General features: G+C 68.3%; 18 protein-coding genes. 17 read left to right on the top strand and 1 reads right to left on the bottom strand.

All coding sequences use genetic code 11. From position 1 onward, the window contains the following. The first annotated feature begins 181 nt into the window (after window positions 1-181). From rpsJ to EEB19_RS17175, 16 genes are all read left to right on the top strand, one after another. Window positions 182-487 (top strand): 30S ribosomal protein S10, encoded by a 306-nt coding sequence (gene rpsJ / locus EEB19_RS17250; RefSeq protein ID WP_003938093.1) that lies wholly within the window; start codon window positions 182-184, stop codon window positions 485-487. Window positions 488-504: 17 nt separating this feature from the next. Further along, window positions 505-1,164, top strand: coding sequence for a 50S ribosomal protein L3 (gene rplC, locus EEB19_RS17245; protein WP_187588483.1), 660 nt, complete (start codon window positions 505-507; stop codon window positions 1,162-1,164). Then, window positions 1,161-1,853: a 50S ribosomal protein L4 gene (gene rplD, locus EEB19_RS17240; RefSeq protein ID WP_187588481.1), complete on the top strand. Its 693-nt coding sequence runs from the start codon at window positions 1,161-1,163 to the stop codon at window positions 1,851-1,853. Before rplC ends, rplD begins: the two co-directional genes overlap by 4 nt. A gap of 2 nt (window positions 1,854-1,855) precedes the next feature. Beyond that, complete coding sequence (gene rplW, locus EEB19_RS17235; protein WP_187588479.1) at window positions 1,856-2,161, top strand: 50S ribosomal protein L23; 306 nt, start codon at window positions 1,856-1,858, stop codon at window positions 2,159-2,161. Between the two features lie 30 nt (window positions 2,162-2,191). Then, on the top strand, window positions 2,192-3,028 hold the full coding sequence (rplB, locus tag EEB19_RS17230) for a 50S ribosomal protein L2 (RefSeq protein ID WP_187588477.1): 837 nt from the start codon (window positions 2,192-2,194) through the stop codon (window positions 3,026-3,028). An 18-nt stretch (window positions 3,029-3,046) separates the two neighbouring features. After that, window positions 3,047-3,328, top strand: coding sequence for a 30S ribosomal protein S19 (gene rpsS / locus EEB19_RS17225; protein WP_007318897.1), 282 nt, complete (start codon window positions 3,047-3,049; stop codon window positions 3,326-3,328). Continuing rightward, window positions 3,328-3,738, top strand: a complete 411-nt coding sequence (gene rplV, locus EEB19_RS17220; RefSeq protein WP_187588475.1) for a 50S ribosomal protein L22 — start codon at window positions 3,328-3,330, stop codon at window positions 3,736-3,738. Before rpsS ends, rplV begins: the two co-directional genes overlap by 1 nt. After that, window positions 3,738-4,544, top strand: coding sequence for a 30S ribosomal protein S3 (gene rpsC / locus EEB19_RS17215; RefSeq protein WP_187588473.1), 807 nt, complete (start codon window positions 3,738-3,740; stop codon window positions 4,542-4,544). The genes rplV and rpsC overlap by 1 nt, the downstream gene beginning before the upstream one ends. 3 nt (window positions 4,545-4,547) lie before the next feature. Beyond that, window positions 4,548-4,964, top strand: a complete 417-nt coding sequence (rplP, locus tag EEB19_RS17210; RefSeq protein WP_004020548.1) for a 50S ribosomal protein L16 — start codon at window positions 4,548-4,550, stop codon at window positions 4,962-4,964. Continuing rightward, window positions 4,964-5,197 (top strand): 50S ribosomal protein L29, encoded by a 234-nt coding sequence (rpmC, locus tag EEB19_RS17205; RefSeq protein WP_187588471.1) that lies wholly within the window; start codon window positions 4,964-4,966, stop codon window positions 5,195-5,197. Before rplP ends, rpmC begins: the two co-directional genes overlap by 1 nt. Further along, a complete protein-coding gene (gene rpsQ / locus EEB19_RS17200) occupies window positions 5,194-5,478 on the top strand; it encodes a 30S ribosomal protein S17 (RefSeq protein ID WP_187588469.1) in 285 nt (94 codons plus the stop codon). Before rpmC ends, rpsQ begins: the two co-directional genes overlap by 4 nt. 122 nt (window positions 5,479-5,600) lie before the next feature. Then, window positions 5,601-7,052, top strand: a complete 1,452-nt coding sequence (locus tag EEB19_RS17195) for an alpha-amylase family glycosyl hydrolase (RefSeq protein WP_187588467.1) — start codon at window positions 5,601-5,603, stop codon at window positions 7,050-7,052. A 35-nt stretch (window positions 7,053-7,087) separates the two neighbouring features. Further along, window positions 7,088-8,371: a sensor histidine kinase gene (locus EEB19_RS17190; protein ID WP_262365738.1), complete on the top strand. Its 1,284-nt coding sequence runs from the start codon at window positions 7,088-7,090 to the stop codon at window positions 8,369-8,371. Then, window positions 8,356-9,468 (top strand): hypothetical protein, encoded by a 1,113-nt coding sequence (locus tag EEB19_RS17185; protein ID WP_262365737.1) that lies wholly within the window; start codon window positions 8,356-8,358, stop codon window positions 9,466-9,468. Before EEB19_RS17190 ends, EEB19_RS17185 begins: the two co-directional genes overlap by 16 nt. 55 nt (window positions 9,469-9,523) lie before the next feature. Further along, the gene (locus EEB19_RS17180; RefSeq protein WP_187588465.1) at window positions 9,524-10,801 is read left to right on the top strand and encodes a sensor histidine kinase; all 1,278 of its coding nucleotides are present in this window, start codon (window positions 9,524-9,526) and stop codon (window positions 10,799-10,801) included. Beyond that, window positions 10,791-11,870 carry a hypothetical protein gene (locus EEB19_RS17175; protein WP_187588463.1) on the top strand — a complete coding sequence of 360 codons (1,080 nt, stop codon included), beginning with the start codon at window positions 10,791-10,793 and terminating at the stop codon, window positions 11,868-11,870. The genes EEB19_RS17180 and EEB19_RS17175 overlap by 11 nt, the downstream gene beginning before the upstream one ends. Here the strand turns inward: EEB19_RS17175 and EEB19_RS17170 are convergent. Further along, a complete protein-coding gene (locus EEB19_RS17170; RefSeq protein ID WP_187588461.1) occupies window positions 11,856-12,230 on the bottom strand; it encodes a GNAT family N-acetyltransferase in 375 nt (124 codons plus the stop codon). The genes EEB19_RS17175 and EEB19_RS17170 overlap by 15 nt on opposite strands. Window positions 12,231-12,678: 448 nt before the next feature. Here EEB19_RS17170 and EEB19_RS17165 point away from each other — a divergent pair. Beyond that, window positions 12,679-14,462: condensation domain-containing protein (locus EEB19_RS17165; RefSeq protein WP_187588459.1), on the top strand; the 1,784-nt coding region annotated here is incomplete at its 3' end.

Here is a 14,462-nt window from a genome sequence, read left to right as displayed (position 1 = left end):
GCCGGAGCAACCAGGCTCGTTCGAGAGACGAGCCAACGTACAACGATAGATGAACAGCGTCGATCCCCGAATCTCACACGGGTGGTCATGTGCCCGCCGGCGTCGAGTCGGCCCCGTTCGCGGGGTGCAACGGTCACGCGGTGTTCGTCTGTCGAGAACAACTGACGGAAGAGGACACAGCGTGGCGGGACAGAAGATCCGCATCAGGCTCAAGGCCTATGACCACGAGGCGATCGACGCTTCGGCGCGCAAGATCGTGGAGACCGTGACCCGTACCGGGGCACGCGTGGTCGGCCCGGTGCCGTTGCCCACCGAGAAGAACGTCTACTGCGTCATCCGTTCGCCGCACAAGTACAAGGACAGCCGCGAACACTTCGAGATGCGCACTCACAAACGACTCATCGACATCCTCGACCCGACGCCGAAGACGGTCGATGCGCTCATGCGCATCGATCTGCCGGCCAGCGTCGACGTCAACATCCAGTAGGCGGGGGGCGAGAAAAAATGAGTAACCAGAGTTCCACCAAGGGCATCCTGGGCACCAAGCTCGGCATGACCCAGGTGTTCGACGAGAACAACCGTGTCGTCCCGGTGACGGTCATCCAGGCCGGGCCGAACGTCATCACGCAGCTCCGTACCGCGGACCGCGACGGCTACACCGCCGTCCAGGTCGCCTACGGCGCCATCGACCCGCGCAAGGTCACCAAGCCGGTCGCCGGGCAGTACGCCAAGGCCGGGGTCACCCCGCGTCGCCACCTCGCCGAGATCCGCGTCGCGGATGTCTCGGAGCTCGAGATCGGCCAGGAGCTGACCGCGGAGATCTTCGCGGACGGCACCAAGGTCGATGTGACCGGTACCTCCAAGGGCAAGGGATTTGCCGGCGTGATGAAGCGCCACGGCTTCTCCGGTCTGGGTGCCAGCCACGGCGCGCACCGCGTGCACCGCGCACCCGGCTCGATCGGTGGCTGCGCCACCCCGGGTCGCGTGTTCAAGGGCATGCGGATGGCGGGCCGGATGGGCAACGACACCGTGACCACGCAGAACCTGACCGTGCACAAGGTGGATGCCGAAGCCGGTCTGCTGTTGATCAAGGGCGCGATCCCCGGCCGCAAGGGCGGCATCGTGGTGATCCGCGACGCAGTGAAGGGTGGTGCGACCAAGTGAGCACCGAAACGACAACGAAACTGACGCTGGACGTGAAGACGGCCGACGGCAAGACCGACGGCACCGTCGATCTTCCCGCCGAACTGTTCGACGCACCGGCCAACATCGCGCTGATGCACCAGGTGGTCGTGGCCCAGCAGGCCGCGGGTCGCCAGGGCACCCACGCGACGAAGACCCGCGGACAGGTCAGCGGTGGCGGCGCCAAGCCGTACCGGCAGAAGGGCACCGGTCGCGCCCGTCAGGGTTCGACCCGCGCACCGCAGTTCGCCGGCGGTGGCACCGTCCACGGCCCGCAGCCGCGCGACTACAGCCAGCGCACCCCCAAGAAGATGAAGGCCGCTGCCCTGCGCGGTGCCCTCTCCGACCGGGCGCGCAACGAGCGGATTCACGTGATCACCGAACTGGTTGCGGGACAGACCCCGTCGACCAAGTCGGCTCGCCTGTTCCTCGAAGCGCTGAGTGACCGTCGCAAGTTCCTGGTGGTTCTCGGCCGTGAGGACGAGACCGCATGGAAGAGCGTCGCGAACCTGCAGAACGTCCTGCCGATCGCGCCGGATCAGCTCAACACCTACGACGTCCTGGATTCGGACGAGGTGGTGTTCAGCGTCGAGACGCTCAACGCGTTCATCGAGCAGAACGCAGCGACCGAGACGAAGTCTCCCGTCGCCAATGACCGAGAGGAGGCCTGAGCATGGCTACGCAGGCTGACCCGCGCGACATCATCCTGGCGCCGGTGATCTCCGAGAAGTCCTACGGACTGATCGAGGACAACGTGTACACCTTCCTGGTGCACCCGGACTCGAACAAGACCCAGATCAAGATCGCGGTCGAGCAGATCTTCGACGTCACGGTCACCAGCGTCAACACCGCCAATCGGCAGGGCAAGCGCAAGCGGACCCGCTTCGGCTACGGCAAGCGCAAGGACACCAAGCGCGCGATCGTGACGCTGGCCGACGGCAGCAAGCCCATCGAGATCTTCGGAGGACCGGTCGGCTGACCGGGACTCGGGAACTGAGGGACTAGAGACATGGCTATTCGTAAGTACAAGCCGACGACCCCGGGTCGTCGCGGATCCAGCGGCGCGGATTTCGCCGAGGTCACCCGCGACCATCCGGAGAAGTCGCTGGTTCGCCCGCTGCACGGTCGCGGCGGACGAAACGCACACGGACGCATCACCACCCGTCACAAGGGTGGCGGTCACAAGCGTGCCTACCGCGTCATCGACTTCCGTCGCAACGACAAGGACGGGATCAACGCGAAGGTCGCCCACATCGAGTACGACCCGAACCGCACCGCGCGGATCGCGTTGCTGCACTACGTGGACGGCGAGAAGCGCTACATCATCGCCCCCCGCGGTCTGAACCAGGGTGACGTGGTGGAGAGCGGCTCGGGCGCCGACATCAAGCCGGGTAACAACCTGCCGCTGCGCAACATCCCGACCGGTACCCAGGTGCACGCCGTCGAGCTGCGTCCGGGCGGCGGGGCCAAGATGGCCCGCAGCGCCGGTGCCTCGATCCAGCTGCTGGGCAAGGAGGGCACCTACGCCACCCTGCGTATGCCCTCCGGCGAGATCCGTCGCGTCGACGTGCGCTGCCGCGCCACCGTCGGCGAGGTCGGCAACGCCGAGCAGTCGAACATCAACTGGGGCAAGGCCGGCCGTATGCGCTGGAAGGGCAAGCGCCCGACCGTCCGCGGTGTCGTGATGAACCCGGTCGACCACCCGCACGGTGGTGGCGAGGGCAAGACCTCGGGTGGTCGCCACCCGGTCAGCCCGTGGGGTCAGCCGGAAGGCCGCACCCGCAAGAACAAGGCGAGCGACAAGCTCATCGTCCGCCGCCGTCGTACCGGCAAGAACAAGCGATAAGCAGGAGGGAGTAAGAGAATGCCACGCAGCCTCAAGAAGGGCCCGTTCGTCGACGACCACCTCCTTGCGAAGGTGGACACCCAGAACGAGAAGGGCACCAAGCAGGTCATCAAGACCTGGTCGCGCCGTTCGACCATCATCCCGGACTTCATCGGACACACCTTCGCCGTCCACGACGGTCGCAAGCACGTCCCGGTGTTCATCTCGGACAACATGGTCGGGCACAAGCTGGGCGAGTTCGCCCCCACCCGTACCTTCAAGGGTCACATCAAGGATGACCGGAAAGCGAAGCGCCGGTAATGACAACGAAGACTGAGAATCCGACCGCCAAGGCGACGGCTCGCTTCGTGCGTGTCACGCCGATGAAGGCACGTCGTGTGATCGACCTGATCCGCGGCAAGAACGTGGACGAGGCTCTGGACATCCTGCGGTTCGCCCCGCAGTCGGCGTCCGAGCCGGTCTACAAGGTGCTCGCCAGCGCCGTCGCGAATGCGGAGAACAACCTGGATCTGGATCGCCGGAGCCTGGTCGTCGCCACCGCGTTCGCCGACGAGGGCCCCACGCTCAAGCGGTTCCAGCCGCGTGCACAGGGTCGTGCGTTCCGCATCCGCAAGCGCACCAGCCACATCACCGTCGTCGTCGAGAGCCTTCCCGAGAAGGCCACCGCCGGCCGCGGCCGGTCGCGTCAGCCGAAGAAGGGAGCCCAGTAGTGGGTCAGAAAATCAACCCGCACGGCTTCCGTCTGGGCATCACCACGGACTGGAGTTCGCGGTGGTACGCCGACAAGCAGTATGCGGAGTACGTGAAAGAGGATGTCGCCATCCGCAAGCTCCTGTCCACGGGACTCGAGCGCGCCGGCATCGCCAAGGTGGAGATCGAGCGCACCCGTGATCGGGTCCGCGTCGACATCCACACCGCCCGTCCGGGCATCGTCATCGGTCGCCGCGGCGCCGAGGCCGACCGGATTCGTGGCGACCTGGAGAAGCTGACCGGTAAGCAGGTGCAGCTGAACATCCTCGAGGTGAAGAACGCGGAGTCCGAGGCCCAGCTCGTGGCCCAGGGCGTCGCCGAGCAGCTGAGCAACCGTGTGGCCTTCCGCCGCGCGATGCGCAAGGCGATCCAGTCGGCGATGCGTCAGCCGAACGTGAAGGGCATCCGGGTCCAGTGCTCGGGTCGCCTGGGCGGTGCAGAGATGAGCCGCAGTGAGTTCTACCGCGAAGGTCGGGTGCCGCTGCACACGCTGCGCGCCGACATCGACTATGGACTCTACGAAGCCAAGACCACCTTCGGCCGCATCGGCGTGAAGGTCTGGATCTACAAGGGCGACATCGTCGGCGGCAAGCGTGAGCTCAGTGCAGCTGCGCCGGCCACCGAGGACCGTCGTCCGCGCCGGCCGAGCCGGCCTCGCCGCAGCGGTGCTTCGGGCACCACTGCCACGAGCACCGACGCGGGTCGCGCGGCGGAGGCTCCGGCCGAGGCGACTGCAGCGGCGGGCGCCGAGAAGCAGGAGGGCTAGCCCATGTTGATCCCCCGTCGGGTCAAGCACCGCAAGCAGCATCACCCCAGCCTGAAGGGTCAGGCCAAGGGCGGCACCAAGGTGACGTTCGGTGACTACGGCATCCAGGCTCTGGAAGGCGCGTACATCACCAACCGTCAGATCGAGTCCGCTCGTATCGCCATCAACCGGCACATCAAGCGTGGCGGCAAGGTGTGGATCAACATCTTCCCGGACCGTCCGCTGACGAAGAAGCCTGCCGAGACCCGCATGGGTTCCGGTAAGGGTTCGCCGGAGTGGTGGGTCGCGCCGGTCAAGCCGGGCCGTGTGCTGTTCGAGATGACCTACCCCAATGAGGAGATCGCTCGCGAGGCCCTGCGCCGCGCGCAGCACAAGCTCCCGATCAAGACCCGGATCGTGACCAGAGAGGAGCAGTTCTGATGGGACTCGGAGTTGCTGCCAACGAGCTGCGTGAGCTCAACGACACCGATCTGGTCGATCGCCTCAAAGAGTCGAAGGAAGAGCTGTTCAACCTTCGTTTCCAGATGGCCACCGGCCAGCTCGACAACAATCGCCGTCTGAGGACCGTGCGTCGCGAGATCGCGCGCATCTACACCGTGATGCGTGAGCGTGAGCTGGGCCTGGCGTCGGGACCGGACGGTGATGACGCATGAGTGAGGACCAGAACGTGACCCAGACCGAGACGCGTAACAACCGCAAGGAGCGGATCGGTTACGTGGTCAGCGACAAGATGCAGAAGACCATCGTGGTCGAGCTGGAAGATCGTAAGAGCCACCCGCTCTACGGCAAGATCATCCGGACCACGAGCAAGGTCAAGGCCCACGACGAGAACGAGACCGCCGGCATCGGCGATCGCGTGCGGCTCATGGAGACGCGCCCGACCTCGGCCACCAAGCGGTGGCGCCTCGTCGAGGTGCTGGAGAAGGCCAAGTAGGCCACTCTCCTCGGAGATTCGCGAACGGCCCGTTCCCCGGTAGGGGAGCGGGCCGTTCGCCATTCTCCCCCGGTCGTTCCGATGGGGCTGCCGGTCGGTCGGCCGTACGGTAGACAGACCTCATGCATCCCGTCCCCGACGATGCCGGCCCTGTTCGCATCCCGGCGTGGCCGCTCATCTACGAGATCAACACCTGGCCGTGGCTGACGGCACTGAGCCGCGCGGCCGGCCGGTCGGTCACGCTCGCCGACGTCCCCGACGACGAGTGGGATGGGATCGCCGACCGCGGATTCGACGCGGTGTGGCTCATGGGGGTCTGGCGGCGCAGCCCGGCCGGGGTGGCCATCGCCCGCGCCGACGACCCGCTGATGGCGTGGTTCGCCTCGACGATGCCCGACTTCGAGCCCGGGGACGTCGTCGGGTCGCCGTATTCGGTGCGTGACTACATCGTCGACGACCACCTGGGCGGGCCCGCGGCACTCGCGACCGCCCGACGTGCCCTCGCCGACCGCGGCGTCGGCCTGATCCTCGATCTCGTCCCCAATCATGTTGCCGTCGACCATCCCTGGGTCGCCGAGCATCCCGACTGGTTCATCCGCGGCAGCGCCGACGACCTCGACCGTGATCCTCTGTCGTTCGTGGCGGTGGGGGACGCGGTGATCGCCAACGGCCGGGATCCGTACTTTCCGGCCTGGCGGGATGTCGTGCAGGTCAACGCGTTCAGCGACGGTCTGCGGGCGGCGACGCGCGCCACCGTGACCGCGATCGCCGCCCGCTGCGACGGCGTGCGGTGCGACATGGCGATGCTCGTGAGGAACGATGTGTTCGCCCGGACGTGGGGAGAGCGGGCCGGGCCGATCCCCGACGACGAGTTCTGGCCGCCGGTCATCGAGGGCGTGCGTGCCCGGTATCCCGATTTCGTGTTCATCGCCGAGGCCTACTGGGACACCGAGCCTGCGCTGCTCGCCGACGGTTTCGATCAGTGTTACGACAAACGGTTCTACGACGCCGTGCGAGATGCTCCGACGACCCTGCGCGAGGTGATGTCCGCCGGGCCACCCGCCGGCCGACACCTGCTTCGCTTCATCGAGAACCACGACGAACCACGTGCGCCGGTGGCCTTCGGTGACCGCGATCGCCAGGCGGCGGTCGCGGCTCTCACCCAGGCCGGGCCGCGACTGATCCACCAGGGTCAGCTCGACGGTCGCCGACGACGACTCCCGGTGCAGCTCGGCCGATTCGCCGACGAACCCGTCGACACCGACCGCGCACTGTTCTATCGCGCGCTCCTGGGACTGCTCGCCACTGCGGGTTTGCGCGACGGCCGGCTCGACCTGTGCGGCACCGACGACGCCGCGCCCACCGTGATCGCCTGGACACGCACCGCCGACGACGACCGATGGCTGATCGTCCTCAACGTCTCCGACGAGACGGCGACCGGCCGCATCCCGACCGGCTGGGCGGATCTGCCGTCGCACCTGAGGAATCCGCTGTCCGGGGAACGCGTACCGGTCGCCGACGACGGGTCGGTCGAGGTGTCACTCGTCGGGTGGGGTTGGCAGATCTACCGCTGACCTGCTGCCGAGCGGCTCGGTGCACAGTACTCTCGATGCATCGCAGACCCGGTGGTGGTGGCCTGCCCTCGACGACGGTGAAACGCATGGTGGTGCTCGACCGACGGCTCGACGTCCGGCGTGCGGTGAGCGACTACCTCGAGGGCTTCGGCGGCGGGATCCGTTCCGACGACTCGGATGTGGGACGACTCGAACGGGTCGGGACGCGATTCGTCGGGTTGGGCCTGTTGGTGTTCATCGCGGTGATGACACCGGTCGCGATCGCACGCGCCGACCTCACCGCCGCCTGGTGGACCCCGCTGAGCATGGTGCTCGTGGCCGGGCCGCCGACCCTGATGGTGATCGCCACGTTCCGGGCGGTGCCGCGAGGGCTGGTTCCTCTCGCGGGGGCATGTTCGATCGGCTACATCGCCGCCGCCCTGCTCTGGTTCGTCGCGTGGAACGGCGAGACCGAGCCGGATCGCTGGGCGGTCTGGTTGGTGCAGTTCCCGCCGGTGGCGAGTATCGCCCTGGTTCTGGTGTCCCGAACACGCTGGGCGCTGGTCCATCTCGTCGTCGCGACCCTTCTCGTGCACGTCGCCAATCAGCTCGGACGCTACGGCGAGGTGCACCTCTCGCAATTGCTCAGCGCCCCGTTGACGATCACGCTCGGCGGCGTGTTCGTCGCGGTCGCATACGCCACGACCCGCAACGTCTGGTCGCTCGACGCCCGCCGCGCCGACATGCTGGCCGCCGCGGCGACCGTCGCGGCCGACATCGCGGCCGAGGCGGAACGGGCGCGCTTCGCCGCGCTCATCCACGACAACGTGATCGCCGCGCTGCTCGCCGTCCGGAGCGGGACGCCGGACCCGCGCCTCATCGCACAGGCCGCAGCAGCCCTCGATGAACTCGATCGTGGCGATGAGCCGGAGCACCAGCCGATCGACGCCGCGCAGTTCGCCGCGAGGCTGGCCGAGATGGCCGACACCGTCAGCGATCAGGTCCGCTGCGACGTCGCGGTACCCGAGGCCGAGGTGAGCTATCCGCACGCGGCGATGACGGCGATCACCGAGTCGGCGGGCGAGGCGATTCGGAACTGGCGTCGGCATGCCGGTCCCGGAACACGATGCGCCCTCGTCGCAGAGTTCGGTGCCGACACCGTTCGGGTGACGATCTCCGACGACGGGGTCGGGTTCGATCCCGCAGAGGTCCGGCCCGAGCGGTTCGGCGTCGCGGTGGGTATCCGCGGTCGGATGGAGACGGTGCCGGGCGGCCTCGCGGAGATCCGCAGTGCGCCAGGGTGTGGCACCACCGTGGTCCTCGATTGGCGTCGACCGTGATCGGCACGGTGCGGTCGGGCCGACCCGGCGCCCGTGACGCCGGCAGCCGTGGACCGGACGACGCGACGGTCGACCTGTTCGGACTCGGGTCGTCGACGGTGGTGTGGGCCGTCGGGGCGTTCGCCGTTGCCTATGTCATCGTGCTGGGGTGGGCGTGCGCCGAGATCGAGGCGGTGTGGAGCTGGGTGGGACTGGCCGCCGGGTTCGCGGTGTTCGTGGCGGCGACCGCGATCGTGATCCGTACGCGTGGAACCCGTTGTCCGGTGCCGCGGGCGGCTGTCATCGGTGCGCTTGCGGTGTGTGGACTCGCGATCTCGCTGTGGAGCATCCCCGGGGCCAGTTATCAGACGCTGCAGACCGCACCGCCGGTGTCGGCGATGACGATCGTGCTGACGCTGCTGGCATTGCAGGGCAGGCCGTTCGTCGCCTGGACGGCGGCGGCGTGTGGCAGCGTCGTCGCCGGGGCGTGGGGAGCGGCGATCGGTGTCGGTGCGGTCGTCGGCGCCGGCAACACCCTGTTCTGTTACCCGGTCATGATGCTGGCGATGCTGTTCGTGGTGATGGGTCGGCCGATGGAAGCCCGAATCCGCATGCTGGCCGAGCGTGCTGTCGAGCAGGCGACCACCGAGGCCGCGACCGCCGCTGCGGCTGCCGAACGCAATCGGCAACTGCGCCAGTTGGACCGACGGGCCCGGCCGATCCTGGAACAGATCGTGGACGGCCATCGCTTCACCGCTGACGAGGTCGTGGCGTCCCGGCTCACCGAAGGTCAGCTCCGCGACGGCATCCGTGCCCCGGGATGGAACTCGAAACAGGTCAGTGATGCCGTGTGGGCGGCACGGCGACGAGGTGTGAGCGTCCTGCTGCTCGACGACGGCGCCCTCGACCCGGAACGCCCGGACCTCGCCGACCGACTGCGACGGTTGCTCGTCGCCGAACTCACGCGAGCCGCCCACGGGCAGGTGACCGCCCGCATCCTGCCGCCGGATCGCGGACTGCTGGCCACCATCGTCGCGAACACCGGACCGGACTTCCGTCGGGTCGAATGCGGCACCGACGGTATCGTCGCAGTGAGAACCGGGTCGGTCACCGCGTAGACGGGCCGGACCGGATGCGGCGCGCCGGCATCGTCGCCGCCGCAGACAGACGGAGATGATCGGGTTGACGCAGCTTTCCACGACGACCGCGGGCGGACACGCGGCGGCCGCGGAGTCAGGACACGGTGGTGTCTGGCGGGAGCGGCTGGCCGGGCCGTCCGACGGCAGCGCTCTCGCCCGTGTGCGGCGCATCGGGGCGCGTGTCATCGGTTTCGGTCTGCTCATCTTCACCGCCGGTCTGTCGCCCTTGATCGCCGCGCGCGCCGACCTGACCGCGTTCTGGTGGGCCCCGCTCAGCGCCCTTCTGGTGGCGGGTCCGGCGCTGCTGGTGATCGCCGCGACCTACCGGGAATCACTGACTCACCTGACCGCACTGGCCGGGCTCTGCAGTGGCAGCTTCCTCGCCGCGGTCGGTCTGTGGTTCGTCGCGTGGAACGGTCACGTCGCGGCCGACACATCGTGGTGGAGCGTGTGGCTCGTGCAGTTCCCGGGAGTGGCCGGACTGGTGTTCGGCATCGCCGGGCACGCCCGGCTCGCGATCGCGCACATCGTCGTCTCGACGACGCTCACCACGGCCGCCAATCAGCTCGGGCTGTACTCGGAACTGCGCCCGCAGCTGTTCCTCGGCGCGCTGCTCACGATGGCCCTCAACTGTGTGTTCCTCGCGATCGCCGTGATGGCCGTGCGCACCGCGGGCGTTTTGGACGAGACTCGATCCTCGGCGATGGAGTCCGCAGCGGACTCGGCCGCGTCGACCGCTCAGGGTGCCGAGCGCGCGCGGTTCGCGGCACTCATCCATGACAAGGTCATCGCGATCCTCCTGGCCATCGACGTCGGCCGGCCGGCCTCGGCACTGGTCTCGCAGGCGACCTCGGCACTCGACGAACTCGATCACCGTGACGACGACGAGCCGCGACGTCCGGTTGTCGGGGTCGACGAGTTCGTCCAGCGGGTGCGCACCGCGATCGCCACCACCGACGACTCGGTCGAGCGGGAATTCTCGGTCGAGCGGTCACCGGACGCCCGCTATCCCACGGATGTGGTCGCCGCCGTGAACGACGCGATGTGCGAGGCGATCCGAAACGTGGGCCGCCACGCGGGTCCGGCGGCGTCGTGTCTTGTCGTCGGCGACTTCCGGGCGGACCGCGTCACCGTCGCCGTCGTCGACGACGGGCGGGGTTTCGATCCCGGTCAGGTCCCCCCGGAGCGGCTGGGGGTGGCGGTGGCGATACGCCGGCGCATGGCGTCGGTGGCCGGTGGGGACTCCGAGGTGCGCAGTGCAACGGGCCGCGGGACGACGGTCGTGCTGAGGTGGGTGCGCGATGAGCACTGAGCCGACGGCGGGCACCGCGCCGGAACCGCAGGAGGACACCCAGTCCATCGACCTGTTCGGACTCCGCTCCCGGCCGGTGACCGGTGCCCTGCTCACGTACGGCGTGGTCTACGTCGTCGTCACCCTCGGGTCGAGCATGAACATTCACTCGCCTCTGCGCTGGGCCGGGCTCATCGTGGCATTCGTGCTGTTGGCGGGCGTGCTCGCGGGGCTGGTCCGCATCGTCGGCGATCCGTTGCCGATGCGCGCAGCCGTCGCGGCGGTGATCCTGATGGTCGCCGGCACCGCCATCGCCTGGTGGTCGATCCCGAAGAATCCCGACGACCGCCTGCAATGCCTTCCGGCCGCGATCTCCGGGATCGTGGTGGTGGTGCTGCTCGCGGTCCGCGGGCGTCTGGTGCCGGCCTGGGTCGGCACGTTCGCGATGTCGTTGTCCGCCGGCGTGTGGGGCGCCTTCCGTGGCATCGGGTTCGTCACCGGCCTGAGCTACACATCGTGGGTGTACCCGGTGATGCTGTTCGCAACTCTCACCGCGATGATCCTGCGGCCGATGGCCGACAGCATCCGTCTGCTGCGTGCCCAGGAACTCCGGTATGCCGCAACCGGCGCCGCCGCGGCTGCGTCGGCCGCCGAGCGCGACCGGCAACTCGCCCGGCTCGACAGTCGTGCGCGGCCGCTGCTCGAGCAGGTCGCCGCCACCCACTGGTTCACCGCGGGCGACGTGTCCGGCGCTCGCCTCGTCGAGGCTCAACTGCGTGACGGCATCCGCGCCTCCGCGTGGCAGGCGCCCGGAGTCCGTGACGCCGTCTGGCAGGCCCGCGAACGCGGGGTGACCGTCCTGCTCCTCGACGACGGCGGCACCGTCGGCAGCGGTGTGCAGAGCCGCCTCGACGACGTCCTCATCGACGAGCTCGCCACCGTGGCGCAGGGGCGGGTCACCGCGCGTGTGATGCCGCCGGGACGACCCACACTCGCGACGATCGTCGTCAACGCCGCCGACGGCACCCGACGCTACGACTGCACGCAGACCGGCGACATCGTGGGCGATCGGGTGTCAGTCGAGCGCTGACTGAAGCCAGGTGAGGACCTCGGGCGTGACCGGGTGGGTCGCGTCCGCGTAGTCGGGGTGCTTCTTGAGGAAGGCGGCAACCATCGGGCAGACGCCGACGATGGTTCGGCCGTGGGCGCGGGTGTCGTCGAGGGCCTCGGTGATCAGGATGGTCCCGAGCCCGCGCCCCCCGAACTCCTCGCCCACCTCGGTGTGGAAGAACACACGCTCGGCGACGCCGTTCGCCTCGCGGTCGCGATAAGCGGTGAAACCGGCAGTCGCCGGGGTGCCGCCGCCGGCGTCGGAGACGGCGATCTCGTAGCGCTGTTCGGCGGGATTGTCGGTGACGGAGGCCTGTGCTCCGGTCTTGTCGGTCGCCATGGATTCGAGCCTACGTCGACGCAAAGTCCGCCCAGGTCAGCGGGATCGTGGTCGGTGTTCACGGCGAGTCCCGGCGAGCTCGACAGCAACCACACAGGATTCGCCCCTACAGTTGCGACTGTGCCGACGCACCGGAGTTCGCGATTACCGTCCGACGGAGGGTATTCGCTACGGTTCTCCGTCGGAGAAGGACGCGGCCGTGTAACGCACCGAACGCGGCAGACGACATACCAGTGATCCGGGTTTGTTAGTTCGAGATACTAACGATTCGGTTCAGTGGTTCCAACGGGTCGGGGGACCGTTGTCGCCGACAGCCAGGACGGCTGTGCGGCGATGGCGGGTGTGAACGTACGAGACGGTGGAGAGACGCCGGTACGCGCAGGACCCGAGAAAAGGGCTCTGGCACGTCGGCAACCCTCTCCACCTCGCCCGAACGAGAGCGAGTGGAATGGACCCGACCGAAAGCGCGATCACTCGCGCCGCCGCGGTCTCGGGGAACCAGCCACTCGAGCTCACCGCTGCGCAGCGCGGGATGTGGTTCGCCGAGAACCTCTCGACCGAGTACTCGGTCATCATCGCCCACTATCTCGACATCCAGGACGACGATCGGCCGCTCGACATCGACCTGTTCAGCCGCGTTGTCGGTGAGGTCGGCTGGGATCTGCAGTCGCCGTTCACCAGGATCGTCGAGACCGACGGGGTACCGGCCCAGGTCGTCGACGCCGGAGTCGGCTTCCGGCTCGACATCGTCGACCTCCGCGACCGTGATGATCCGTTCGCGTCCGCCCAGGAGTGGATGGCCGCCGACCACCAGCGCACCATCGACGTGCTCTCCGACAGGCTCGCGGTCACCAGTCTCCTGCGAGTCGCCGACGACCGTGCCTTCTGGTACCTGCGGGGTCATCACATCGCCATCGACGGCTACGCCGCGCTCACCTGCATCCAGCAGGTCCTCGAGCGGTACAACGCGGCGCTGGCCGGTCGTGACCATGCCGACCCCCGTCGTGCGGATCTGGCGGAGCTCGTCGCCGACGACGCCGCCTACGCCGACAGTCGGCGACGTGCCGCCGACCGGGAACACTGGTCGGCCCGGGTCGCGGAACTGCCCGAGCGAGTCAGCCTTGCCGGGACGTCGACGATCGCCCCGCTGCGGCCGGTCAATCTCCTCGCCCGGACCACACTCGACACGGTTACCCACAAGAGTCTCGACCATGTCGCCGACGACTGTGGGAGTTCCGCCGCGGTCGTGTTGACCGCCGCCTTCTCGGCCTATCTCGCCCGGATGACGGGCACCGACGACGTCGTCCTCAGCCTGCCGGTCACCGGCCGCGCGACCGCCCGCATCAAGCGTGCCGGCGGCATGGTGTCGAACATGCTGCCGATCGTCGGTCGCGACATCACCCACACCTCGATGACCGCACTCGTCGACCAGTTGCGCGTCGAGATGACGGGCGCGTTGCGCCACCAGCGCTACCGATTCGAGGACATCCGCGTCGACGCGGGGATGGCGAGTTCGACGACCGCCTCGTTCGGTCCCATCGTGAACATGATGTTCTTCGACAAGCCCATCGAGTTGTCCGGCGCGCGTGTCGATTACCAGATCCTGTCATCGGGGATTCTCGAGGACCTGCGGATCAACCTGTATCAGGCCGGTCCGGGCGAACGTCTCGTCATCGACCTGCATGGCAATCCCGGGCTGTACACCCAGGCCGAACTCGACCTCCATCTCCGTCGCTTCCTCGCCCTCACCGAGCGCCTCCTGGCCGAGCCGGCCGTCCCGATCGCCGACATCGACCTCCTGCTGGACGGGGAGGACGACGCGCTTCGTGATGCCGGGACCGGACCGCGACGCGCGGTGCCCGGCGACGACGCGCGACTGCTCGACGGGTTCGCGCGACGGGTGGATGATCATCCGGATGCCGTGGCGGTCGAATTCGACGGGCGCACATGGACATACGCCGACATCGATGCCCTGCGCCGCGGACTCGCCGCGACCCTGGTCGCCGACGGTGTCACCGCAGGGGATCGAGTGGTGGTCTCTCTGCCACGAGGTGTGGCCCAGGTCTGCGCCGTCTATGCGATCCTCACCGTCGGCGCCGCATACGTGCCGGTCGAGCCCCAGCAACCGCCGCGTCGGCGTGCCCTGATCGCCGACGCCGTATCCGCCGAGGTCGTCGTCGACGATGCCTACCTGACGCGCGCCCGATTCGATGCCGACACCCCACCCGCACC

Source organism: Gordonia sp. OPL2, from assembly GCF_003797825.1.
Lineage (GTDB): Bacteria > Actinomycetota > Actinomycetes > Mycobacteriales > Mycobacteriaceae > Gordonia.
Note: the sequence above shows the minus strand (reverse complement) of the source record. Positions and strands in the feature narration are given on the sequence as shown.

Coding starts and splice junctions, on each gene's coding strand:
- EEB19_RS17175 (WP_187588463.1), top strand. CDS start 10,791: ATGAGCACTGAGCCGACGGCGGGCACCGCGCCGGAACCGCAGGAGGAC.
- rplV (WP_187588475.1), top strand. CDS start 3,328: ATGACAACGAAGACTGAGAATCCGACCGCCAAGGCGACGGCTCGCTTC.
- EEB19_RS17170 (WP_187588461.1), bottom strand. CDS start 12,230: ATGGCGACCGACAAGACCGGAGCACAGGCCTCCGTCACCGACAATCCC.
- EEB19_RS17180 (WP_187588465.1), top strand. CDS start 9,524: ATGATCGGGTTGACGCAGCTTTCCACGACGACCGCGGGCGGACACGCG.
- EEB19_RS17190 (WP_262365738.1), top strand. CDS start 7,088: ATGCATCGCAGACCCGGTGGTGGTGGCCTGCCCTCGACGACGGTGAAA.
- rplW (WP_187588479.1), top strand. CDS start 1,856: ATGGCTACGCAGGCTGACCCGCGCGACATCATCCTGGCGCCGGTGATC.
- rpmC (WP_187588471.1), top strand. CDS start 4,964: ATGGGACTCGGAGTTGCTGCCAACGAGCTGCGTGAGCTCAACGACACC.
- rplC (WP_187588483.1), top strand. CDS start 505: ATGAGTAACCAGAGTTCCACCAAGGGCATCCTGGGCACCAAGCTCGGC.
- rpsQ (WP_187588469.1), top strand. CDS start 5,194: ATGAGTGAGGACCAGAACGTGACCCAGACCGAGACGCGTAACAACCGC.
- rpsS (WP_007318897.1), top strand. CDS start 3,047: ATGCCACGCAGCCTCAAGAAGGGCCCGTTCGTCGACGACCACCTCCTT.
- rplP (WP_004020548.1), top strand. CDS start 4,548: ATGTTGATCCCCCGTCGGGTCAAGCACCGCAAGCAGCATCACCCCAGC.
- rplB (WP_187588477.1), top strand. CDS start 2,192: ATGGCTATTCGTAAGTACAAGCCGACGACCCCGGGTCGTCGCGGATCC.
- EEB19_RS17195 (WP_187588467.1), top strand. CDS start 5,601: ATGCATCCCGTCCCCGACGATGCCGGCCCTGTTCGCATCCCGGCGTGG.